We start from the raw sequence: 20,812 nt of genomic DNA on the forward strand, positions 1-20,812 counted from the left end.
TCCTGGCCGCGGCTCGACATACCGTTACCTATTGCCGCCCGTGCACGGCCGTAAGCACACCGTTGACGTGACTCCGCCCATACGGTCGATGCGTCCCAGGAGGAATCGGTGTATGAGAGCAGGTCCCCGGGCGGAGGGTGATCTTCCATTCTTTGTGGTGATCTTTTTCGCCGAGGCCGGATCCCGTGCCCTGCCGCAGGAACGGGTCAAGGCCAGTGCGATGATGAGGCCGCCATGACTGCCCCCCACCCGCGCACGGCGCGCCCCGGAGCCGGGCTCCGGTTCCTGCGGGCCGCGGTGTTCGCCGCGGTCTGCGTCGCGCTGGCCGCGGCCGGGCACACACTGGCCTCCTGCGCGCGCGTGCCGTTGTGGACGCTCGGCGCGGGATTCCTGGGCTCCCTGCTGCTGGTGGCACCGCTCGCCGGACGGCAGCGCTCGCTGCCCGGCATCGCCGCGCTCCTCGCGCTCGGCCAGACCGTGCTGCACACGCTGTTCGGGCTGGGTCAGCACGGTACGACCGGCGCGATGTCGATGAGTCCGACGGAGGGGTCGCTGAGCAGCGCCGCGCTCGTCGAGCGGGCCGCCCGGCTCGTGTGCGGGTCCAGCCCCGCAGCGCTCACCCCCGGGCACGCCTACCGGCTCCTGCTCGACGCGCACCTCATCGACCCCTCGGGCCGGGCCGTGGGAGCCACGCCGGCCATGCACCACATGGCCGACGCCACCGGTTCCTCGGCGTCGCTGCTGCCCTCCCTGCCGATGCTTCTCGGCCACGTCCTTGCGGCCCTGGCCGCCGGATGGCTGCTGCGCCGAGGCGACCTGGCCGTGCTGCGGCTGATCGAGCTGTCGGCGCACGGAGTCACGGAGGGGGCGCTCGTACGATCCCTGCGCAGGGCGCTCGCGCTGGCGCACGCCCTGTGCGCCGGGCTGCTGCCCGCGGCCGAGCCCGGCCTGCGGGGCCGTCGTACCGACCGGGACGAGGAACCCGCCCCGCACACCACCGCACTCCACCACACGGTGATCCGGCGCGGCCCGCCCGCCGCCGCGTTCCTCCTCGCCGCCTGACGCGACGCGACCATCACTCCACCGGAGCCGGAAACGGAGAACCGGACAGGAGGGGCCGCCGTCGTGCGGCACGCGCGCGTGCGCACATCGGCATCCGGCACCACGAGTGGTACCGCCACGCGCACGCGTACTCCTGATCACCACCGGAACCCATTCGGAGTGGAGTGCTCCCCGCCATGAAGGCTTCTCGTATCGCCGCCGCCGCTGCCGTCGCCGGCACGGCCGTTCTCACGCTGTCCGCCCCCGCCTTCGCGCACGTCAGCGTGCAGCCCGAAGGCACCGCGGCCAAGGGCGGCTACGCGGTCGTCGACTTCAAGGTCCCCAACGAGCGGGACGACACCTCGACCACCAAGCTCGAGGTGACCTTCCCCGCCGACCACCCGCTGGCCTCCGTCATGCCCCAGCCCCTCGCCGGCTGGAACGTCAAGGTCACCAAGTCCAAGCTCGACAAGCCGCTGACCCTGCACGGCGAGAAGATCGACGAGGCCGTCACCAAGGTCACCTGGACCGCCGACGGCAAGGGCATCGAGCCCGGCTACTTCCAGAAGTTCCCGCTCTCCGTCGGCGCCCTGCCCGAGGACACCGACCAGCTCGTGTTCAAGGCGGTCCAGACGTACTCCGACAAGGAGGTCGTGCGCTGGATCGAGGTGCCGCAGGAGGGCCAGGCCGAGCCGGAGAACCCGGCCCCGGTGCTGGCGCTGTCCGCCGCCACCGGCGACCACCACGGCGCCTCGACCGCCGAGGACGCCTCCGACAAGTCCGAGGGCAAGGCCGACGGCAAGAACGAGACGACGGCCGCCGACGACGACGCGAAGGGCGGCAGCGACACCACTGCGCGCGTGCTCGGCGTGGTCGGCATCGTCATCGGTGTCGCGGGCGTGGCCTACGGCGTCCTCGCCGGCCGCCGCCGGACCGCCTGACCCACCGTTCCGCGGGCGCACCAAGGGGTCGTGCGAGGCTGTCGTACGACCCCGGTGCGCACCGGAGTTCTCACATCTGGGACATTTTTCTATGCGTAAGAAGACCTTCGCCGCGGCCGCGCTGCTCGCCGCCGCCACCCTGACCCTCTCCGCCTGCGGCAGCGGCGGCGACGGAAAGTCGCCCGTCGCCGTGGTCTCCGAGGAGACCGACTCGGGCAAGGCCGCGACCGTCCTCGACCAGCCGTTCGAGAAGCCCGACCTGGTCCTCACCGACACGCACGGCAAGAAGTACGACCTGCGTGCCGAGACCAAGGGCCACCCGACCCTGGTCTACTTCGGCTACACGCACTGCCCCGACATCTGCCCGACGACGATGAGCAACATCGCCGTCGCCAAGAAGGCGCTGCCCAAGGCCGAGCAGAACGACCTCAGGGTCGTCTTCGTCACCACCGACCCCGAGCGCGACACCCCCGCCGAACTGGGCAAGTGGCTCAAGGGCATCGACACCCAGTTCATCGGCCTGACCGGCGACTTCTCCACCATCCAGGCCGGCGCCCGCTCCCTCGGCATCTCCATCGAGCCGACGACGAAGGACAAGAAGGGCAAGGTCGTCTCGGTGCACGGCACCCAGGTCATCGCGTTCTCGCCGAAGACCGACGGCGGTTACGTCCTCTACGGCGAGGACGCCACGGTCGACGACTACACCAAGGACCTGCCGAAGCTCGTCGAGGGAGCCAAGCCGTGAGGCGTGCCGTCCTGACCGCGGCCGCGCTCGCGGGCGCCCTCGCACTCGTCGGCTGCGGCACCGGCTCCGACTCCGGCTCCGCCAAGGCCGAGCTGTCGGTGAGTGCGTCCTACATGCCCCAGCCGGTCTCCGCCGACATGGCCGCCGGGTTCCTGACGATCACCAACCAGGGTGGTACGAAGGACGAGCTGACCTCGGTCACCAGCAACGTCGCCGGCCAGGTAACCATGCACAGCACCGTCGGCGGGGCCATGGAGGAGAAGACCTCCTTCGCCGTCCCGGCGCATGGTCAACTCGTGTTCAAAAGCGGTGGCAACCACCTGATGTTCGAGAAGCTGAAGCGCAGGCCGGAGCAGGGTCAGAAGGTCTCCCTGAAGCTCACCTTCGCCAAGTCCGGGCCCCTCACCGTCGAGATGCCGGTGGAGTCCGCCACGTACAACCCGTCGACCGGCCACTGAGGGAGGGACCACCTTGACGCGGACCATCACCCCCCGCCTGCGGACCCTGGTGCTGCTGCTTCTCGCCGTCGCCGGCGCGCTGCTCGCGGGCGCCGCACCGGCCTCCGCGCATGCCGCGCTGACCGGCAGCGACCCCGCACAGGGGGTGGTGGTCGACAAGGCGCCCACCCAGGTGTCGCTCACCTTCTCCGAGAAGGTGGCGATGAACGACGACTCGCTGCAGGTACTCGACCCCAAGGGCAAGAACGCCGAGGTGGGTTCGCCCGCCAACGTGAGCGGGACGACGTACGCCGTGAAGCTGAAGAGCGGCCTGGCCAAGGGCACCTACACGGTCGCCTACCAGGTCGTCTCGGCCGACAGCCACCCCGTCTCCGGCGCCTTCACCTTCTCCATCGGGGCCCCCTCGCAGACCGTCGTCTCCGGGGTGGGAACCGCAGCGGGCGACACGGTCGTCGGCTGGCTCTACGCGTTCGGTCGGTACGTCTCGTACGCCGGCTTCATCGTGCTGGCGGGCGGCGCCGCCTTCGTGCTGGCCTGCTGGCAGCGCGGCTCGGGCGTACGGGCCCTGCAGCGACTCGTGGTCGGCGGCTGGCTCGCGCTCACCGCGGCCACCCTGTGGCTGCTGCTCCTGCGCGGCTCCTACACCTCCTCGGGGAAGTTCGGGGACGTCTTCGATCTCGACCTGCTCGGCCAGGTGCTGCAGACCAAGACCGGCGCCGCGCTGGTCTCCCGGCTGCTGCTGCTCGCCGCCGCCGCACTGTTCATCGCCGTCCTCTTCGGCGCCTACAACCGGCGAGAGGAGGGCGAGGAGAAGCGCGACCTGGCCTTCGGACTCGGCATCGGCGGAGTGGTCGTGGCCGCCGGGCTCGCGGCGAGCTGGGCCATGGCCGAGCACGCCTCCACCGGGCTCCAGCCGGGCATCGCCATGCCCGTCGACGTCCTCCACCTGATGGCCGTCGCCGCCTGGCTGGGCGGTCTGACCGCCCTCCTCGTCGCCCTGTACCGGGCACCCGCGGACACGCCGATCGAGACGGCCGCCGTCCACCGGTTCTCCCGCCTCGCGTTCGGCTCCGTCCTCGCCCTGGTCGCCACCGGCACCTACCAGTCCTGGCGCCAGCTCGGCTCCTGGTCCGCGTTCACCGAGACCCGGTACGGGCAGCTGCTGCTGGTCAAGATCGGGCTGGTGGCGCTGCTGGTGGGCATCGCGTGGATCTCGCGGCGCTGGACGGGACGCCTGGCGGACGTCACGGACGCGGTCGCTGCCGCCGTGAAGGCCCAGCAGCCCGAGAAGGAAAGCGAGACGGAACGCGACGAGGAGCGCGAGAAGGAGCACGTCTCCGCGTCGAAGGCCGCCGCCGGCAAGGGCAGCGAGAAGAACACCGGCAAGGGTGCCGTCTCCGGTGACGACAAGCGCGCCGCCCAGCTCGCCCGGCAGCGGGCCGCGGTGGACACCGCCCGCCAGAAGCGGCTCCGGGACGCCGACGCGAACCGCTTCGGTCTGCGCCGCTCGGCGCTCGCCGAGGCAGGCGTCGCGGTCGTGCTGCTCGCCGTCACCACCTGGCTCACCCAGACCGAGCCGGGCCGCACCGAGCTGGAGGCCCAGGCAGCCACGTCGTCCTCCTCGTCCTCGTCGTCCTCCTCCTCGTCGAATTCCTCCGGCACGCTGACCCTGGACATGCCCTTCGACACCGGCGGCACCGACGGCAAGGGCCTCGTGCGGGTCGACCTCGACCCCGCGCGCGTGGGCGGCAACGAGATGCACGTCTACGTCCAGCGGCCCAACGGGCGCGCCTTCGACGTCCCCGAGGTGAAGGTCGCCTTCACCCTCACGGCGAAGAAGATCGGGCCGCTTCCGGTGACCCCCGACCACATCACCACCGGCCACTGGTCGGCGAGCAGCGTGCAGATCCCCATGGCGGGCGACTGGAAGATCGCCGTGACCGTGCGGACCTCCGACATCGACCAGGTGACCGTCTCCAAGAATGCGCAGATCGGCTGAACCCCACCATGCCCGACCAGTCCCTTCCCCAGGCCCGTACGCCCGAGTCCGCGGTGCGGGAGCCCGCTGCCGACGGCGGCCGCGGCATCTCCCGGCGCGCGCTGATCGGTACCGCCGGGGCCACCGGGCTCGTGCTCGGCGCGGCCGGCGCAGCCGCGGGCTACGCGGCCGCGCCCGCCCAGGCCACGCCGCTGACCTCGGTGGGCTCCGACCGGGCGATGTTTCACGGGAAACATCAGCCCGGCATCACCGAGGGACTGCAGGCCCGCGGCCACCTCGTCGCCTTCGACCTGGCGGCGGGCGCGGGCCGCAAGGAGGCGGCGGCCCTGCTGCGCCGCTGGTCGGCGACGGCCGAGCGGCTCATGGCGGGCGAGGCGGCGCCGCACGACGACACCGATGTGGCCCGGGACGCGGGCCCGTCCGCGCTGACGATCACCTTCGGCTTCGGTCACAGCTTCTTCGGCAGGACCGGACTGGAGAAGCAGCGGCCGGGCGCCCTCGACCCGCTGCCCGACTTCTCCTCCGACCAGCTCGACAAGAGGCGCAGCGACGGCGACCTGTGGGTGCAGATCGGCGCCGACGACGCCCTGGTCGCCTTTCACGCACTGCGCGCGATCCAGAAGGACGCCGGCAGCGCGGCCCGGGTCCGCTGGCAGATGAACGGCTTCAACCGCACCCCCGGCGCCACGGCCCACCCCATGACGGCCCGCAACCTCATGGGCCAGCTCGACGGCACCCGCAACCCCAAGCCGACCGATGCCGACTTCGACAAGCGGATCTTCGTGCCCGCCTCGGGCGAGCCCGCGTGGATGGCGAACGGCTCCTACGCCGTCGTACGCCGTATCCGCATGCTCCTCGACGACTGGGAGAAGCTGTCGCAAACGGCCCAGGAGGCGGTCATAGGGCGCCGGAAGGCCGACGGGGCGCCGCTGTCCGGTGGCAGCGAGACGACCCCGATGGACCTGGAGAAGGCGGACGCCAAGGGCGAGTACGTCGTCCCGATCAACGCCCACGCCCGGATCACCCGGCCCGACCGGAACGGCGGCGCGGCCATGCTGCGGCGCCCGTTCTCCTACCACGACGGTATCGACACGGACGGGACGCCGGACGCCGGGCTGCTGTTCGTCTGCTGGCAGGCGGACCCGCTGCGCGGCTTCGTACCGGTGCAGCGCAAGCTCGACCGCGGGGACGCACTGTCCACGTACATCCGGCACGAGTCGAGCGGTCTGTTCGCGGTGCCCGGCGGTGCGGCCGAGGGAGAGTACGTGGGACAGCGGCTGCTGGAGGGGTGATTCCGGGTTTCAAACCACCCGGTCGAGTGGCGTCCGTGAGACACGAGGGCCGCGTTCGCCGGTGCCCATTAGGGTGAGGACATGCCAGCGAGCTATGCGTATCTCGGTCCCGAGGGCACCTTCACCGAAGTCGCCCTGCGCACGCTTCCGGAGGCGGCCACCCGCGAGCTGATCCCGTACGTGTCGGTGCAGTCCGCGCTGGACGCGGTGCGGGCCGGCGAGGCCGAGGCCGCGTTCGTGCCGATCGAGAACTCCGTCGAGGGCGGTATCACCACCACCCTGGACGAGCTGGTCGCGGGCGAGCCGCTGATGATCTACCGCGAGGTGCTGCTGTCGATCACCTTCGCGCTGCTGGTCCGCCCGGGCACCGAGCTGGCCGACATCAAGACGGTCTCCGCGCATCCGGCCGCCCAGCCGCAGGTCCGCAACTGGCTCAAGAAGAACCTCCCGGACGTGCACTGGGAGTCCGCGGCCTCGAACGCGGACGCCGCCCGGCTGGTCCAGGAGGGCCAGTACGACGCCGCCTTCGCGGGCGAGTTCGCCGCCGCCCGGTACGGCCTTGAGGCCCTGGAGACCGGGATCCACGACGCGGAGAACGCGCAGACCAGGTTTGTGCTGGTCGGCCGCCCGGCCCGGCCCGCCGCGCCGACCGGTGCCGACAAGACCTCGGTGGTGCTGTGGCAGCGGGACGACCACCCCGGCGCCCTGCGTGACCTGCTCGGCGAGTTCGCCACCCGCGGCATCAACCTCATGCTGCTGCAGTCCCGGCCGACCGGAGCCGGCATCGGCAACTACTGCTTCTGCATCGACGCCGAGGGCCATATCTCCGACCGGCGGGTGGCCGAGGCGCTGATGGGGCTGAAGCGGATCTGTCTGCAGGTTCGTTTCCTCGGTTCCTACCCACGTGCGGACATCAAGCCGGGCGAGGCCCGGGCCACCCTGCCGGGGACCTCGGACAAGGAGTTCGAGGCGGCCGGGGACTGGGTCGCGCGCTGCCAGGACGGCCGCTTCTAGCCAGTCGTACCTGCATATCTTCGTTATCCACAGAAGTTATCCACAGGTCCGCTTCTCGACCTGGGGACAAGTCGACACGACGGTGCCGTCCGGTCGACAAATCGCCCTGGAAGTCCCAGATGCGGCCACCGCCCGGCAGGTCACCCTTCGTCCACTCGTTTCCTTTGGTTCATCTTTTGGAGCGACCCCTTTCCACCCGAAAGTGGGTGTCACCCCTGTTTGAGCCGGGAATTCTTCAGTCCGGTCGGAACTTCCGGAGTGATCAATTCCGAAGTCCACAGACTTTCCGCACAGCCTGTGGATAACTCTTCCCGGCGTGTGGATTCCTGTGGACAACGGGCCCGCCAAGTCCCGCTCTCCACAAGGAAATCCCGGTCAACCGGGGGTCGGCCGACTGCCTCGTTCCAGGGAATGAGACGGCTTTTATTGACACGCCTCGACACTCTGCGCAATTGACCCATAACGGGACGTAAGGCGCGAGTCGCAATAGTGGGTCGTGGCCTGGGAGCTCGCACCGGTAGCCTTGGCCTCGTGATTGACCTTCGCCTGCTTCGTGAGGACCCCGACCGTGTGCGCGCGTCCCAGCGCGCCCGTGGAGAGGATGTCGCGCTCGTCGACTCCCTCCTGTCTGCCGACGAGCGGCGCAGGTCCTCCGGCGTCCGCTTCGACGAGCTGCGCGCCGAGCAGAGGCAGCTCGGCAAGCTGATCCCCAAGGCCGCCCCCGACGAGAAGGCCGAGCTGCTGGCGCGTGCCGAGCAGCTGAAGGCCGACGTCAAGGCCGCCGACGCCGAGCGCAACGCGGCCGACGCGGAGACCCAGCAGCTGCTGCTCCGGCTCGGCAACCTCGTCCACCCCGACGTGCCCGTCGGCGGCGAGGAGGACTTCGTCACGCTGGAGACGCACGGCACGATCCGCGACTTCGGTGCCGAGGGCTTCGAGCCCAAGGACCACCTGGAGCTGGGCCAGCTCCTTGGCGCGATCGACGTCGAGCGCGGCGCCAAGGTCTCCGGGTCCCGCTTCTACTTCCTCACCGGTGTCGGCGCCCTGCTGGAGCTGGCCCTGGTGAACGCGGCGATCGCGCAGGCCACCGAGGCCGGCTTCACGCCGATGCTCACCCCGGCGCTGGTGCGCCCGCAGTCCATGGCCGGCACCGGCTTCCTCGGCCAGGCGGCCCAGGACGTCTACCACCTCGACAAGGACGACCTGTACCTGGTCGGCACCTCCGAGGTCCCGCTGGCGGCGTACCACATGGACGAGATCATCGACGCCGACCGGCTGCCGATGCGCTACGCGGGCTTCTCCCCGTGCTTCCGCCGCGAGGCCGGCTCGCACGGCAAGGACACGCGAGGCATCTTCCGTGTGCACCAGTTCGACAAGGTCGAGATGTTCTCGTACGTCGCTCCTGAGGACTCGCAGGAGGAGCACAAGCGCCTGCTGGAGTGGGAGAAGCAGTGGCTGACCTCGCTGGAGCTGCCGTTCCGCGTCATCGACGTCGCCTCCGCCGACCTCGGCGCCTCGGCCTCCCGTAAGTACGACTGCGAGGCGTGGATCCCGACCCAGGGCAAGTACCGCGAGCTGACCTCGACCTCGGACTGCACCGAGTTCCAGTCCCGCCGGCTGCAGATCCGCGTCCGTGACGGCAAGCAGATCAAGCCACTGGCCACGCTCAACGGCACGCTGTGCGCCGTACCGCGCACGATCGTGGCGATCCTGGAGAACCACCAGCAGGCCGACGGCTCCGTGTACGTGCCCAAGGTGCTGCGTCCGTACCTCGGCGGCCGGGAGGTCCTGGAGCCGGTCGCCAAGTGAGCGCCGGATTCCCGTTCCGCCTCATCGCCACCGACCTCGACGGAACGCTCCTGCGCTCCGACCAGTCGGTTTCGCAGCGCACCCGTGAGGCGCTCGCCGCGGCCACCGCGGCGGGCGCGGCGCACATCGTCGTCACCGGCCGCGCGGTCCCCTGGACCCGGCACATCCTCGACGACCTCGGCTACGACGGCCTCGCCGTCTGCGGCCAGGGCGCGCAGGTGTACGACGCCGGGCAGCACCGCCTGCTGACGTCCGTGACCCTGGACCGGCAGCTGGCGGGCGTGGCCCTGGCGAAGATCGAGGCCGAGGTGGGCCCGCTGTACCTGGCGGCGAGCCGGGACGGCCTGGACGGCGAGGTGCTGGTGGGGCCGGGTTACGCGGTCACGGGCGCCCTTCCCGCCACCCCCTTCACGGACGCGTCCGACCTCTGGGCCGCCCCGCTGAACAAGATCTACATCCAGCATCCGACGCTGGGCGACGACGAGCTGGTGGAGGCGGCCCGCCGGGCGGCCGGCGGATTCGTCACGGTCGCCATGGCGGGCGAGGGCATCGTGGAACTGCTGCCCCTCGGCCTGTCCAAGGCCACGGGCCTGTCCCTGGCGGCCCGCCGCCTGGGCCTGAAGGCCGCCGACACCATCGCCTTCGGCGACATGCCCAACGACGTCCCGATGTTCGCCTGGTCGTCCCGGGGCGTGGCGATGGCCAACGCCCACGAGGAGCTGAGGGCAGTGGCGGACGAGGTCACGGCCTCCAACGAGGAGGACGGGATCGCGGTGGTGCTGGAGCGGTTGCTCGGCTGAGCCAGGGACGGACGGTGGCTGCGCAACCGCTGTGCCGGGTGCCTTTCTCACATACGCCCAGCCCTGAAAATTCGGCCAAGTCCCAGTGACAACGTCTCGCGGAGGATGCACGGATCGAACGTGCGCGGGGTCGCCCCCGACCACGGCTTAGCAAGCCGGTGCCTTACCACTCGGCCAATCCTCCGGGTGGGCGGCCCACGCGAGAGACACATCGCGTGCTCGAAGCGGCCGCCCCGGGCAGCTCCCATGAGCTCTACGGAGAGGTAGGGATCACTCCGGAGCCCGGCTCAGGCTGCCCTGAAGGGAGCTGGACGTACTGCCGTGCATGGACATCGCCCAACTCCTCTCCCAGAACGTGGCGCCGGGACACTCCCGGCGGATGGGGCACAACCACTGTGCCCCGCCACCGGGTTGGGCGCCACTGAATTAACCAGGGGCCGCCGCTACCGGGAGCCGCCGCTACCGGCGGCGCCACCTGCGCCAGCGCCCCCTGCTGAAGAACCAGCCCGCCGGCGGCTCGTCGGACCGCCACGGCTGCGGCTCCGGCTCCTCGGCGCGCCAGCGGGCGGCGAGCATCCGGGCCCGGGCGGACGGCTCGGAGGTCTCGGCGGCCCGCACGAAGTCCTCGTCCAGGACCAGCTCGTCCCGGACGTCACCGCCGGTCCGCCCTCGTCCCTCGTACCGCGGGATCTCCTCTGCCATCTGCGGCCTCCCAGCCGTACATCCGCTTCGCCCAGTGTGCCCGGACCGAGGTGAAGCCCCCGTCAGGACCGTGACCTGTCACTCCTCGCCGGCGAGCGTCAGCGAGCGCAACTTCTGGCCCGCGTACCAGGTGGCGAGCACGGTGACCACGACCAGCAGGACCGTCGCCGTGGGCAGTCCGACGTCCGAGGTCACCAGGTCCCCGCCGGCCACCTTGTGGGCGACGGCGAGCGACCACTGCTGGACGCTCAGGGTGCGGGCGCCGGACACCAGGGAGCCGAACAGGGCCTCCCAGACGAGGGCGTAGACGAGGCCGAACACCACCGCGTGCCGGGACACCGTGCCGAGCAGCAGGAACATCGCCGCGTAGGCGATCGACGCGACCAGGGCGGCCACGGTGTAGGCGACGGCGATCTGCTGGCTGTTGCCGTTGAGGATGAAGCCCGCGACGAGCGTCGGCAGGGCCGAGAACACCATCGTCACGGCGATCGCCACGATCAGCTTGGTGAAGATGATCGTCGGGCGCTTCACCGGCTTGGCCAGCAGGTAGACGACGGAGCCGTCGTCGATCTCCGGGCCGATCGCGCCCGTGCCCGCGATGACGCCGATGATCGGCACCATCGTGGCGAGCCCGAGCCCGCCCAGCAGGTTGGCGGCCGTCTGGTCGTCGGCGCCCGCGAGGCCGCGGACGACGACGGAGATCGCGATCAGCAGGAGCGGCAGGGCGCCCAGGATGAGGGCCCGGCGGCGGCCGAGCAGGGCCCGGTAGGTGAGCCGGGCGACTGTGGGGTCGTACATCTTCGGCCTCCTACGCCGCGACCAGGTACGAGAAGACGGACTCGAGGGACTCGTCGGACGGCGAGACCGTGAGCAGCCGGATGCCGTGGTCGCGGGCGACCTTGGGCAGCAGGGTGGTGAAGCGGCCGAAGTCGACGGCCTGGATGCGCAGGGCGCCCTCGGCGTGGTCGACCTCGATGCCGGACGTCGACGGGTCGGCGATCAGCGCGGCCGCGAGCGCGCGGTCGTCGCTGGAGCGCACCAGGTAGCAGTGCGGGCGGTCGGTCATCAGGCGGCGGATCTTGCGGAAGTCGCCGCTGGCCGCGTGCCGCCCGGCGACGACGACCTCGATGTGCCAGGCGAGCTGCTCGACCTCTTCGAGGATGTGGGACGAGAACAGCACCGTGCGGCCCTCGTCGCCCATGCGCCGCAGCAGCTCCATGAGCTGCATGCGCTGGCGCGGGTCCATGCCGTTGAAGGGCTCGTCCAGCAGGAGCAGCGACGGGTCGTGCACCAGGGCGCTCGCCATCTTCACGCGCTGGCGCATGCCCTTGGAGTACGTCGAGATCTTGCGGTCCTGCGCGTATTCCATCTGGACCGTGGCCAGCGCCCGCTGGGCGGCCTTGGCGCCCAGGCCGTGCAACTCGGCGTTGGCGACGACGAATTCGCGGCCGGTGAGGAAGTCGTACATCGCCTCGCGCTCGGGGACGATGCCGATGTGCTTGTAGATGGCCTCGTTGCGCCACACCGGCCGGCCGTCGAGGGTGACGGTGCCGGTGGAGGGGGCCAGGAAGCCGCCCATCATGTTGATCAGGGTGGACTTTCCGGCGCCGTTCGGGCCGAGCAGGCCGGTGACGCCGGGGCCGATGGTCATGGTGATGTCGTTGACGGCGACCACGTTGCCGAACCAGCGGGAGACGTGGTCGATGGAGAGTGTGGTCACAGTCCCACCTTCCGGTAGCGGCGCACGAGGAGGCCGTAGCTGGCGGCGATCAGGCCCAGGACGACGAGGACGTAGACCACGCCCTCCCCGTCGGTGGGTCCGACCGCTCCGGGGAACGACGAGCTCGCGCCGAGGAACGCGGACTGCACTCCGTCGATGAGCGTGACGGGCGAGAAGAGGCCGATCCAGGGGATGGCGCCCGTGCTGTTCTGCGCCTCGGCGATGGCCTGGAGCGTGGAGACCGCGCCGTAGGAGATCGTCATGACGGCGATGACGGCCGCGATGCCGAAGCCGCGCCGCGGGGTCACCGAGGCGATGACCAGGCCGATGCCGGCGAAGAGCAACGAGAGCAGTGCCACGGAGACGATTCCCTGAGCGAATCCCTTGGTCTGGTCGGCGAAGTCGAGCTTGGCCAGCAGCGCGCCGATGTAGAGCACGAGCAGCGGGGCCGCGGTGAGGACGAACAGCGCGGAGGCCAGCGCCGCGTACTTCGCGCGCACGTAGTCGGCGGTCTCGATCGGCCGTGAGAAGTACAGCGGCACGGTCTTGAAGCGCAGGTCGCGCGAGACGGACTGGGGCGCCTGCGAGGCGACGTACAGGCTGATGACGGCCTGCATGATGATCGCGTAGCGCGTGTAGTCGACGGGCAGGTCCTTCGCCTTCGTGGCGACCGCGACGGCGACCATGATGGCCGCGGGCACGCACATCACCACGAACAGCAGCATCGGCAGCACCTTGGACTTGACCGAGCGGCCGAGGCCGTACGCGCCGCGCAGGGACTGCGAGTAGAGCGAGCGGGTGGCGTAGGAGCGGCCGAGGCGTGGGCCGTCGTAGGTGCGGTAGCCGATGTTGTGGATGCGGGTCTGGTCACCCGACGGTGCGACGGATGTCGGCATGGGCTGCTCAACTGCCATGGACGGCCGCCTCCTTCCGCTGCTCTTCCTCGCTCGTGAAGACCTCCGAGATGTGGTGCCGACGCTGCTCCATGCGCACCAGCCCGAGGCCCAGGTCGGCGACGGTGTCGCGCACCAGGTCGTACGTCTCCTCACCCTGCGCGGTGAGCAGCAGGATGTGCCCGGCGCCGGGGAGGCCGCTGCTGTCGTCGGTGTCCACCCCGCGCGCGTGGAGCGCCTCACGGACCGCGCGGGTGCCGTCGGGGTGTTCGTCGCTGTCGGTGACCTCGATCGCGAGGGTCGTCGTGGTCTGGGTGAAGTCCGTGGTGGAGCTGGAGCGCAGCAGCTTGCCGCCGTCGATGACGACGACGTGGTCGCAGGTGCGCTCGAGCTCGCCCAGCAGGTGGGAGGTGACCAGGACCGAGATGCCGAAGTCGGTGTGGATGCGGCGGATCAGGCCGAGCATCTCGTCGCGACCGACCGGGTCGAGGCCGTTGGTCGGCTCGTCCAGGAAGACCAGCTGCGGGTCGTGCACCAGGGCCTGGGCGAGCTTCACGCGCTGCTTCATGCCGGTGGAGTAGCCGCCGATGGGGCGGTAGCGCTCCTCGTACAGGCCGACATGGCGCAGGGTGTCCGCGGTGCGCTCGCGCGCCGCGGTGGGCGGCAGGCCCGACATGCGGGCCATGTGGACGACGAACTCGGTGGCCGAGACGTCGGGCGGCAGGCAGTCGTGCTCCGGCATGTAGCCGACACGTTCGCGGATGGCGGCGCCCTTGGTGGCCACGTCGAGGCCGAGCACCTCGGCGCGGCCTTCCGTGGCGGGGGACAGACCCAGCAGGATCTTGATCAGGGTGGACTTGCCGGCGCCGTTGGCTCCGACGAGTCCGGTCACACCGGGTCCGATGTCCACGGACAGCCGGTCGAGCGCGGTCACCCGGGGGAACCGCTTGCTCAGGCTTTCGGTCGCGATCACAGTCACGTCATCGAAGGTAGTGATCCGGACCACGCCGGTCGTCAGACCTCAGAGCCGTCTTCGCGTCAGACTCGAGTATTACGGGCCCCTGAGGGATCCCCTGCCTGAGAGTTACCCGCAGCAGCTCACCGAGCGTTGTCCACAGCCTTGATCCCCGCCTATTGACGCCGCCTCTAACAACTGTCACATTCACCAGTGTCAAGTTACGGACGCGTACCGCAGTCGACGGGACGGGGCGGCATGGCGACGGCAGTGAACGGCGAACTCTCCGTGGAGTTGCAGGGGTTCAGGCGGGTGCAGCGCCTCGCCTACGAGTGCGCGGAGGCGGTCGCGGCACGCCTCGAACCGGGTGTGACCGAGCGCGAGGCGGCGCGGATGCAGCGCGAGTGGCTGCGCGAGCGGGGGGTGCGGGACTGGTTCCACCTGCCCTTCGCCTGGTTCGGCGACCGCACGGCGTTCGTGAACTTCCGCATCCCGCTGCAGTTCTTCCCGACCGACCGCGCCCTGGAACCCGGGATGCCGTTCATCCTGGACATGGCCCCGGTCCACGAGGGATACACGGCCGACATCGGCTACTCGGGCTCCCTCGGCGTCAACCCGGTGCAGGACCGGCTGATGGCCGACCTGGAGGCGCACCGCGAGCTGATCCTGCGCGAGGTGCGCGAGCGGCGGCCGCTGCGCGAGATCTACGAGGACGTGGACCGCCTCATGGTCCGCCAGGGCTACGCCAACCGGCACCGGGCGTACCCGTTCGGCGTGATCGCCCACAAGGTGGACCGGGTGAAGCAGCGCCGCTGGTCACCCCATCTGTTCGGGTTCGGCACGCAGTCCCTGAAGGGCCTGGCCGCCGACGCCCTGCACGGTCACCGCGAGGGCTGGTCGCCCCTGTGGTCGCCGTACCGCTTCTCCGACCACCCGCCGCAGCCGGGCCTGTGGGCGGTCGAACCCCACCTCGGCTTCCGGGGTACGGGCGCGAAGTTCGAGGAGATCCTGGTGGTCACCGACTCCCGGGACCCCGAGCAGAGCGCGTTCTGGCTGGACGACGATCTGCCGCACGTGCGGCGCTGGGCGGAGGCGAAGTGACGCTGAAGGGTGCGCGTGAGCGCCGGGTGCACACCGGCGGGGTCGAGCTGTGCGTGGCCGAGCTGGGTGACCCGGAGCAGCCGACGGTGGTGCTGGTGCACGGCTACCCGGACAGCAAGGAGGTCTGGTCCCAGGTCGCCGTCCGCCTCGCCGACCACTTCCACGTCGTCCTGTACGACGTCCGGGGCCACGGCCGCTCCACCGCACCGCAGCCCCTGCGCGGCGGCTTCACCCTGGCGAAGCTCACGGACGACTTCCTGGCGGTCGTGGACGCGGTGAGCCCGGACCGCCCGGTGCACCTCGTCGGGCACGACTGGGGCTCGGTCCAGTCCTGGGAGTTCGTCACCGTGGGCCGCACGGAGGGTCGTATCGCCTCCTTCACGTCGATGTCCGGTCCCTCCCTCGACCACTTCGGGCACTGGATCGACGCGCGCGTGAAGCGTCCCACGCCCCGCCGGGTGGGCCAGCTCCTCGGACAGGGCGCCAAGTCCTGGTACGTCTACATGCTGCACACCCCCGCCCTGCCGGAACTGGCCTGGCGCGGCCCGCTCGGCAAGCGCTGGCCGAAGATCCTCCAGCGGACCGAGAAGTTCCCCGCCGGCGACTACCCGACCCTCTCCCTCCCCTCCGACGCGGCGCACGGCGCCTGGCTGTACCGGGACAACGTCCGCGCCCGGCTGCTGCGGCCCCGCCCGGACGCGTTCGCGCACGCGCCCGTGCAGCTCATCACTCCCCAGGGGGACGCGTTCCTGTCGGAGCGCCTGTACGACGACCTGGAGCAGTGGGTGCCGCAGCTGACCCGGCGCACGCTCCCGGCGGGGCACTGGATCCCGCGCACGCGTCCCGACCAGGTGGCCGCCTGGATCGAGGAGTTCGTGACGAGCGTCGAGGGCGGCCGGCCGCAGCCCAGGGCCGCCGGCCGCCACGCGGACCGGTTCGGCGGGCAGTTGGTGCTGGTCACCGGAGCGGGCAGCGGTATCGGCCGGGCCACGGCGTTCGCCTTCGCGGAGGCGGGCGCGCGCGTGGTGGCCGTCGACCGCGACGCCGAGGCCGCCGCCCGCACCGCCGAGCTGTCCCGGCTGGTCGGCGCCCCCGAGGCGTGGGCGGAGACGGCGGACGTCTCCGACGAACAGGCCATGGAGAAGCTCGCCGAGAAGGTGCACCGCGAGTACGGCGTGCTGGACGTACTGGTCAACAACGCGGGGATCGGCCTGTCGGGCTCCTTCTTCACCACCACGACCGACGACTGGCGCAAGGTCCTGGACGTCAACCTCTGGGGCGTGATCCACGGCTGCCGCCTCTTCGGCGCGCGCATGGCCGAGCGCGGCCAGGGCGGCCACATCGTCAACATCGCGTCGGCGGCCGCCTACCAGCCTTCCCGCGCACTGCCCGCCTACAGCACCTCCAAGGCGGCGGTCCTGATGCTCTCCGAGTGCCTGCGCGCCGAACTGGCCGCACAGGACATCGGAGTCACGGCGATCTGCCCCGGCTTCGTCAACACCAACATCACCTCCACAGCCCGCTTCACCGGAGTCGACGAGGCCGAGCAACGCCGCCGCCAGAAGCACTCCGCCCGCCTCTACGGCCTGCGCAACTACCCACCGGAGAAGGTCGCCAAGGCCGTCCTGGACGCGGTGACCCACAACAAGGCGGTGGTACCGGTGACACCCGAGGCGCGGGGCGCGCATCTTCTGTCGCGGTTCATGCCCGGGGTGTTGAGGGGGATCGCACGGGTGGAGCCGAAGTTGTGAAGCCTCCGGTACCCCTCCGAGGAACCCCCACATGACCGACCCCCCGGCCCAGAAGACCTACCGCATCGAAGACCTCGCCCACCGCAGCCACACCACCGTCAGAACCATCCGCGCCTACCAGGACAAAGGCCTCCTCCCCCGCCCCGAGCGCCAGGGCCGCGCCAACCTCTACTCCGACATCCACCTCACCCGTCTCCACCAGATCACCCACCTCCTCGACCGCGGCTACACCCTCGCCTCGATCAAGGAACTCCTGGACGCCTGGGACACCGGCCGCGGCCTGGGCGGTGTCCTCGGCCTGGTCACCGAGGTGGAGGGCCCATGGACCGACGAGGAGGCGGCCCGCATCACCCGCGCCGAGCTGGACGCCCGCTTCGGCGGCGCCCCGGACGAGGACGCCGTGGCCGAAGCGGTCGAACTCGGCGTACTGGAACCAGTGGAAGGCGACCCCGACACCTTCCTGGTACCGAGCCCCCAAGAACTGTCCGTGGCAGCGGAGTTGCACGCCGCCGGAGTACCGCTCTCCGCGATCTCGGGCCACCTCAGGGAGTTGAGGGGCCAAGTGGAGCACATAGCCGCCCGTTTCCTGGAGTTCACCACCGAGTACGTCTTCGCCCGCTACCTCGACGACCCCACCCATCGCACGCACGCGCACGCGGCGGAAGCGGCCTCACTGGTACGCCGCCTCCGCCCTCTCGCCCAGCAGACCGTGGACGCCGAACTGGCCCGGGCCATGCGCCTGTTCGCGATCCAGCACCTGCGCACACGCCTCGGTGCCGAGGATCCGCCCGAGCAGCGTGGTCGGACGTGTTCCGTCGACCTGCCCACAGAGACGATCACCGCCGTGGAGCACCTCGTTGGCCGCGAGCACACGTCCACGTTCATCGCCCTGGCCGCCGAACGAGAGGTCAGGGCAAGGACCTTGGACAACCTGGCCTCACCGAAGCGCTCACACAGTGAACTTGGCGAAACACCCTAAAACACCTGCCAGTTGTCCACAATTTCTTCAATTACCCTGTGGATAACTCCACTTGCTTGTGGATCAAACCCGGGAGAGAAAACAACCTGCGTGATCCGCCTCTCTCCAGCACCCTGGAGGCATGGAAGAAAGACGCACCGTGAAGGTGTCGAAGTACCTCTCGAAACACCTCCGCCACCAGCCCGAGCGCATCGGCCTCACACTCGACCCGGGCGGCTGGGTCGAGATCGACACACTGATCGCCGCGGCCGCCGCGCACGGGTTCCGGTTCACCCGTGAGGAGCTCGACCACGTGGTGGCCGCCAACGACAAGCAGCGCTTCGCGATCGAGGGCACGAGAATCCGCGCCAGCCAGGGCCACAGCATCGAGATCGACCTCGGCCTGCCCCCGGCGACCCCGCCGCCGTACCTCTACCACGGCACCGTGGCCGGCAACCTGGACGCCATCCGCGCCGAGGGCCTGCGGCCCATGAACAGGCACGACGTCCACCTCTCGGCCGACCGCGAGACCGCGACCCGGGTCGGCGCCCGCCGCGGCCGCCCCGTCGTGCTGGCCGTGGACGCCGGCGCCATGCACCGCGACGGCCACGTCTTCCACGTCAGCGCGAACGGAGTGTGGCTCACCCAGGCGGTACCACCCCGCTACCTGCGGTTCTCTTGATCGATTTCGGCCCATGTCGGTGGGGCCCCGTACCCTCGGACGCATGAGTCTGCGTCTGAGCACCGTGATCCTGCCGTACCGCCGCTGGAGCGAGGGCGGTCGTTCGGCCTGGATGCGGGCCGAGCAGCTCGGCTTCCACACCGGGTACACCTACGACCACCTGTCCTGGCGCAGCTTCCGCGACGGCCCGTGGTTCGGCGCCGTACCGACGCTGACCGCCGCCGCGGCCGCCACCGACCGGCTCCGCCTCGGCACGCTGGTCACCTCGCCGAACTTCCGGCACCCGGTGACCCTCGCCAAGGAACTGATCTCCCTGGACGACATCTCCGGCGGCCGCATCACCCTCGGCATCGGCGCCGGCGGCACCGGCTTCGACGCGACGGCCCTGTCGAAGAGCAGTCAGGAGCCGTGGACGCCGCGCGAGCGCGCCGACCGGTTCGCCGAGTTCGTGCCGCTGCTCGACCGGCTGCTCACCGAGGACGCGGTGACGTACGAGGGCCGGTTCTACTCGGCGCACGAGGCGCGCAACATCCCCGGCTGTGTGCAGCGGCCCCGGCTGCCCTTCGCGGTGGCGGCCACCGGCCCGCGCGGACTCAGGCTCGCCGCACGGCACGGCCAGGCGTGGGTGACCACCGGCGACCCGAAGCTGTACGAGAACGGCACGCCGGAGCAGTCGGTCGAGGCGCTGCGCGGACAGCTGGAGAAGCTGTCCGAGACGTGCGCGTCGATCGGCCGGGACGTGACCGAGCTGGAGAAGGTCCTGCTCACCGGCTTCACCCCGGACCGCGGCCGGCCGCTCGAATCCCTGGACGCCTTCGTGGACTTCGCCGGCCGCCACCAGGAGCTGGGCTTCACCGAGATCGTGATCCACTGGCCCATCCCGGACTCGGACTTCGCCGCGGACGAGAAGGTCTTCGAGCGGATCGCCATGGAGGCACCCGCCCAGCTGGCGTGACCCAGTGACAGACGTCACCCGTCGGCCGTCTGCGATGTGTCTGTGGACTCATCTGTGCGGACTTCCGCACGGGCGTGCTGGCATATGCGCGAGAATGACCCGGTGACCTCAGCGACCAGACAGCCCGGGACCCCGGCCGCCGCTCTACCGCCGCGGCTGATCGCCACCGACCTCGACGGCACTCTCCTGCGCGACGACAAGTCGGTCTCCCCGAGGACGGTCGCCGCGTTGGCCGCCGCCGAGGCCGCGGGCATCGAGGTCTTCTTCGTCACCGGCCGCCCGGCCCGCTGGATGAACGTCGTCAGCGACCATGTCCACGGCCACGGCCTGGCGATCTGCGGCAACGGCGCCGCCGTGGTCGACCTGCACGGCGGCCCCGGCACCCACCGCTTCGTGAAGGTGCGCGAACTGGCCCGGGAGAACGCGCTGGACTCCGTAGGACTGCTGCGTGACGCGGTACCCGGCACGGTGTTCGCAGTCGAGCAGACGTACGGCTTCCACCAGGAACCGGCCTATCCCAAGCTGCACATGGAGATACCGGACAACCTCCTGCCCGCCGAGGACCTGCTCTCGGCCGACGGCCCGGACGCCGACCAGCCCGTGCTCAAGATCCTCGCCTACCACCCCGAACTCGATCCGGACGTCTTCCTCGGCCTCGCCCGTCTCGCGATCGGCGACCGCGCCAACGTCACCCGCTCCAGCCCCAGCGCGCTGCTGGAACTCAGCGGACCGGACGTCTCCAAGGCCAGCACGCTCGCCCTGTGCTGCGCCGAGCGCGGCATCACGCCCGAGGAGGTCGTCGCCTTCGGGGACATGCCCAACGACGTCGAGATGCTGACCTGGGCCGGCCAGTCGTACGCGATGGGCAACGCCCACCCGGACGTCATCGCCGCCGCCTCGGGCCGTACGGTCGCCAACAACGACGACGGCGTCGCGGTCGTGATCGAGCGGATGATCGCCGAGCGCGTCTGATGCCGCTACTCCGGCAGCCCGGTG

The 20,812-nt window shown here is 70.6% G+C and carries 20 protein-coding genes and 1 tRNA gene; 15 read left to right on the forward strand and 6 right to left on the reverse strand.

Annotated elements, in window-relative coordinates; translation table 11 throughout:
• Nucleotides 1–234 precede the first annotated feature (234 nt).
• The 9 genes from ACFYZZ_RS22850 (at nt 235) to ACFYZZ_RS22890 (ending at nt 10,099) form a co-directional block, all read left to right on the forward strand.
• Nucleotides 235–1,062, forward strand: coding sequence for a hypothetical protein (locus tag ACFYZZ_RS22850; RefSeq protein WP_389178837.1), 828 nt, complete (start codon nt 235–237; stop codon nt 1,060–1,062).
• 176 nt (nt 1,063–1,238) lie between these two features.
• Nucleotides 1,239–1,982: a YcnI family protein gene (locus ACFYZZ_RS22855; protein WP_389178840.1), complete on the forward strand. Its 744-nt coding sequence runs from the start codon at nt 1,239–1,241 to the stop codon at nt 1,980–1,982.
• Nucleotides 1,983–2,073: 91 nt separating this feature from the next.
• Entirely contained in the window at nt 2,074–2,727 is a 654-nt protein-coding gene (locus ACFYZZ_RS22860; RefSeq protein WP_389178843.1) for an SCO family protein, read from the forward strand.
• Nucleotides 2,724–3,185, forward strand: coding sequence for a copper chaperone PCu(A)C (locus ACFYZZ_RS22865; RefSeq protein ID WP_389178846.1), 462 nt, complete (start codon nt 2,724–2,726; stop codon nt 3,183–3,185). Before ACFYZZ_RS22860 ends, ACFYZZ_RS22865 begins: the two co-directional genes overlap by 4 nt.
• Before the next feature lie 13 nt (nt 3,186–3,198).
• Nucleotides 3,199–5,184 carry a copper resistance CopC/CopD family protein gene (locus ACFYZZ_RS22870; protein ID WP_389178849.1) on the forward strand — a complete coding sequence of 662 codons (1,986 nt, stop codon included), beginning with the start codon at nt 3,199–3,201 and terminating at the stop codon, nt 5,182–5,184.
• Nucleotides 5,185–5,192: 8 nt separating this feature from the next.
• Complete coding sequence (gene efeB / locus ACFYZZ_RS22875; RefSeq protein WP_389178852.1) at nt 5,193–6,476, forward strand: iron uptake transporter deferrochelatase/peroxidase subunit; 1,284 nt, start codon at nt 5,193–5,195, stop codon at nt 6,474–6,476.
• Nucleotides 6,477–6,557: 81 nt separating this feature from the next.
• Nucleotides 6,558–7,490, forward strand: coding sequence for a prephenate dehydratase (pheA, locus tag ACFYZZ_RS22880; RefSeq protein ID WP_389178855.1), 933 nt, complete (start codon nt 6,558–6,560; stop codon nt 7,488–7,490).
• Nucleotides 7,491–8,021: 531 nt separating this feature from the next.
• Nucleotides 8,022–9,299: a serine--tRNA ligase gene (gene serS / locus ACFYZZ_RS22885; protein WP_389178858.1), complete on the forward strand. Its 1,278-nt coding sequence runs from the start codon at nt 8,022–8,024 to the stop codon at nt 9,297–9,299.
• Nucleotides 9,296–10,099 carry an HAD family hydrolase gene (locus ACFYZZ_RS22890; RefSeq protein WP_389178861.1) on the forward strand — a complete coding sequence of 268 codons (804 nt, stop codon included), beginning with the start codon at nt 9,296–9,298 and terminating at the stop codon, nt 10,097–10,099. The genes serS and ACFYZZ_RS22890 overlap by 4 nt, the downstream gene beginning before the upstream one ends.
• 99 nt (nt 10,100–10,198) lie before the next feature.
• Here ACFYZZ_RS22890 and ACFYZZ_RS22895 read toward each other — a convergent pair.
• The 6 genes from ACFYZZ_RS22895 to ACFYZZ_RS22920 form a co-directional block, all read right to left on the reverse strand.
• Nucleotides 10,199–10,283 (reverse strand) — tRNA-Ser (locus ACFYZZ_RS22895).
• A 275-nt stretch (nt 10,284–10,558) separates the two neighbouring features.
• The gene (locus ACFYZZ_RS22900; RefSeq protein WP_389178864.1) at nt 10,559–10,801 is read right to left on the reverse strand and encodes a hypothetical protein; all 243 of its coding nucleotides are present in this window, start codon (nt 10,799–10,801) and stop codon (nt 10,559–10,561) included.
• Nucleotides 10,802–10,879: 78 nt separating this feature from the next.
• Nucleotides 10,880–11,599: an ABC transporter permease subunit gene (locus ACFYZZ_RS22905; protein ID WP_389178867.1), complete on the reverse strand. Its 720-nt coding sequence runs from the start codon at nt 11,597–11,599 to the stop codon at nt 10,880–10,882.
• Nucleotides 11,600–11,609: 10 nt separating this feature from the next.
• Nucleotides 11,610–12,521: an ABC transporter ATP-binding protein gene (locus tag ACFYZZ_RS22910; protein ID WP_389178870.1), complete on the reverse strand. Its 912-nt coding sequence runs from the start codon at nt 12,519–12,521 to the stop codon at nt 11,610–11,612.
• Nucleotides 12,518–13,435: an ABC transporter permease gene (locus tag ACFYZZ_RS22915; protein ID WP_389178873.1), complete on the reverse strand. Its 918-nt coding sequence runs from the start codon at nt 13,433–13,435 to the stop codon at nt 12,518–12,520. Before ACFYZZ_RS22915 ends, ACFYZZ_RS22910 begins: the two co-directional genes overlap by 4 nt.
• A complete protein-coding gene (locus ACFYZZ_RS22920) occupies nt 13,425–14,387 on the reverse strand; it encodes an ABC transporter ATP-binding protein (protein ID WP_389179768.1) in 963 nt (320 codons plus the stop codon). The genes ACFYZZ_RS22915 and ACFYZZ_RS22920 overlap by 11 nt, the downstream gene beginning before the upstream one ends.
• Before the next feature lie 240 nt (nt 14,388–14,627).
• Here ACFYZZ_RS22920 and ACFYZZ_RS22925 point away from each other — a divergent pair, with 240 nt between their 5' ends.
• From ACFYZZ_RS22925 to ACFYZZ_RS22950, 6 genes are all read left to right on the forward strand, one after another.
• On the forward strand, nt 14,628–15,470 hold the full coding sequence (locus ACFYZZ_RS22925; protein WP_389178876.1) for a M24 family metallopeptidase: 843 nt from the start codon (nt 14,628–14,630) through the stop codon (nt 15,468–15,470).
• Complete coding sequence (locus ACFYZZ_RS22930) at nt 15,467–17,221, forward strand: SDR family oxidoreductase (RefSeq protein WP_389178879.1); 1,755 nt, start codon at nt 15,467–15,469, stop codon at nt 17,219–17,221. The genes ACFYZZ_RS22925 and ACFYZZ_RS22930 overlap by 4 nt, the downstream gene beginning before the upstream one ends.
• Before the next feature lie 31 nt (nt 17,222–17,252).
• A complete protein-coding gene (locus ACFYZZ_RS22935) occupies nt 17,253–18,200 on the forward strand; it encodes a MerR family transcriptional regulator (RefSeq protein ID WP_389178882.1) in 948 nt (315 codons plus the stop codon).
• Between the two features lie 121 nt (nt 18,201–18,321).
• The gene (locus tag ACFYZZ_RS22940; protein WP_386572581.1) at nt 18,322–18,861 is read left to right on the forward strand and encodes an RNA 2'-phosphotransferase; all 540 of its coding nucleotides are present in this window, start codon (nt 18,322–18,324) and stop codon (nt 18,859–18,861) included.
• Nucleotides 18,862–18,904: 43 nt separating this feature from the next.
• Nucleotides 18,905–19,816, forward strand: a complete 912-nt coding sequence (locus ACFYZZ_RS22945) for an LLM class flavin-dependent oxidoreductase (RefSeq protein ID WP_389178886.1) — start codon at nt 18,905–18,907, stop codon at nt 19,814–19,816.
• Between the two features lie 84 nt (nt 19,817–19,900).
• Nucleotides 19,901–20,788, forward strand: coding sequence for an HAD hydrolase family protein (locus ACFYZZ_RS22950; RefSeq protein ID WP_389178889.1), 888 nt, complete (start codon nt 19,901–19,903; stop codon nt 20,786–20,788).
• Nucleotides 20,789–20,812 lie beyond the last annotated feature (24 nt).

This window comes from Streptomyces sp. NPDC001816, assembly GCF_042892235.1.
Taxonomy (GTDB): domain Bacteria; phylum Actinomycetota; class Actinomycetes; order Streptomycetales; family Streptomycetaceae; genus Streptomyces.

Excerpts from the sequence above, each read along its gene's own strand:
- ACFYZZ_RS22940 (WP_386572581.1), top strand. The coding sequence starts at position 18,322 with ATGGAAGAAAGACGCACCGTGAAGGTGTCGAAGTACCTCTCGAAACAC.
- ACFYZZ_RS22855 (WP_389178840.1), top strand. The coding sequence starts at position 1,239 with ATGAAGGCTTCTCGTATCGCCGCCGCCGCTGCCGTCGCCGGCACGGCC.
- ACFYZZ_RS22900 (WP_389178864.1), bottom strand. The coding sequence starts at position 10,801 with ATGGCAGAGGAGATCCCGCGGTACGAGGGACGAGGGCGGACCGGCGGT.
- ACFYZZ_RS22915 (WP_389178873.1), bottom strand. The coding sequence starts at position 13,435 with ATGGCAGTTGAGCAGCCCATGCCGACATCCGTCGCACCGTCGGGTGAC.
- ACFYZZ_RS22935 (WP_389178882.1), top strand. The coding sequence starts at position 17,253 with ATGACCGACCCCCCGGCCCAGAAGACCTACCGCATCGAAGACCTCGCC.
- ACFYZZ_RS22950 (WP_389178889.1), top strand. The coding sequence starts at position 19,901 with ATGCGCGAGAATGACCCGGTGACCTCAGCGACCAGACAGCCCGGGACC.
- ACFYZZ_RS22905 (WP_389178867.1), bottom strand. The coding sequence starts at position 11,599 with ATGTACGACCCCACAGTCGCCCGGCTCACCTACCGGGCCCTGCTCGGC.
- efeB (WP_389178852.1), top strand. The coding sequence starts at position 5,193 with ATGCCCGACCAGTCCCTTCCCCAGGCCCGTACGCCCGAGTCCGCGGTG.
- ACFYZZ_RS22850 (WP_389178837.1), top strand. The coding sequence starts at position 235 with ATGACTGCCCCCCACCCGCGCACGGCGCGCCCCGGAGCCGGGCTCCGG.
- ACFYZZ_RS22945 (WP_389178886.1), top strand. The coding sequence starts at position 18,905 with ATGAGTCTGCGTCTGAGCACCGTGATCCTGCCGTACCGCCGCTGGAGC.
- ACFYZZ_RS22925 (WP_389178876.1), top strand. The coding sequence starts at position 14,628 with ATGGCGACGGCAGTGAACGGCGAACTCTCCGTGGAGTTGCAGGGGTTC.
- pheA (WP_389178855.1), top strand. The coding sequence starts at position 6,558 with ATGCCAGCGAGCTATGCGTATCTCGGTCCCGAGGGCACCTTCACCGAA.
- ACFYZZ_RS22860 (WP_389178843.1), top strand. The coding sequence starts at position 2,074 with ATGCGTAAGAAGACCTTCGCCGCGGCCGCGCTGCTCGCCGCCGCCACC.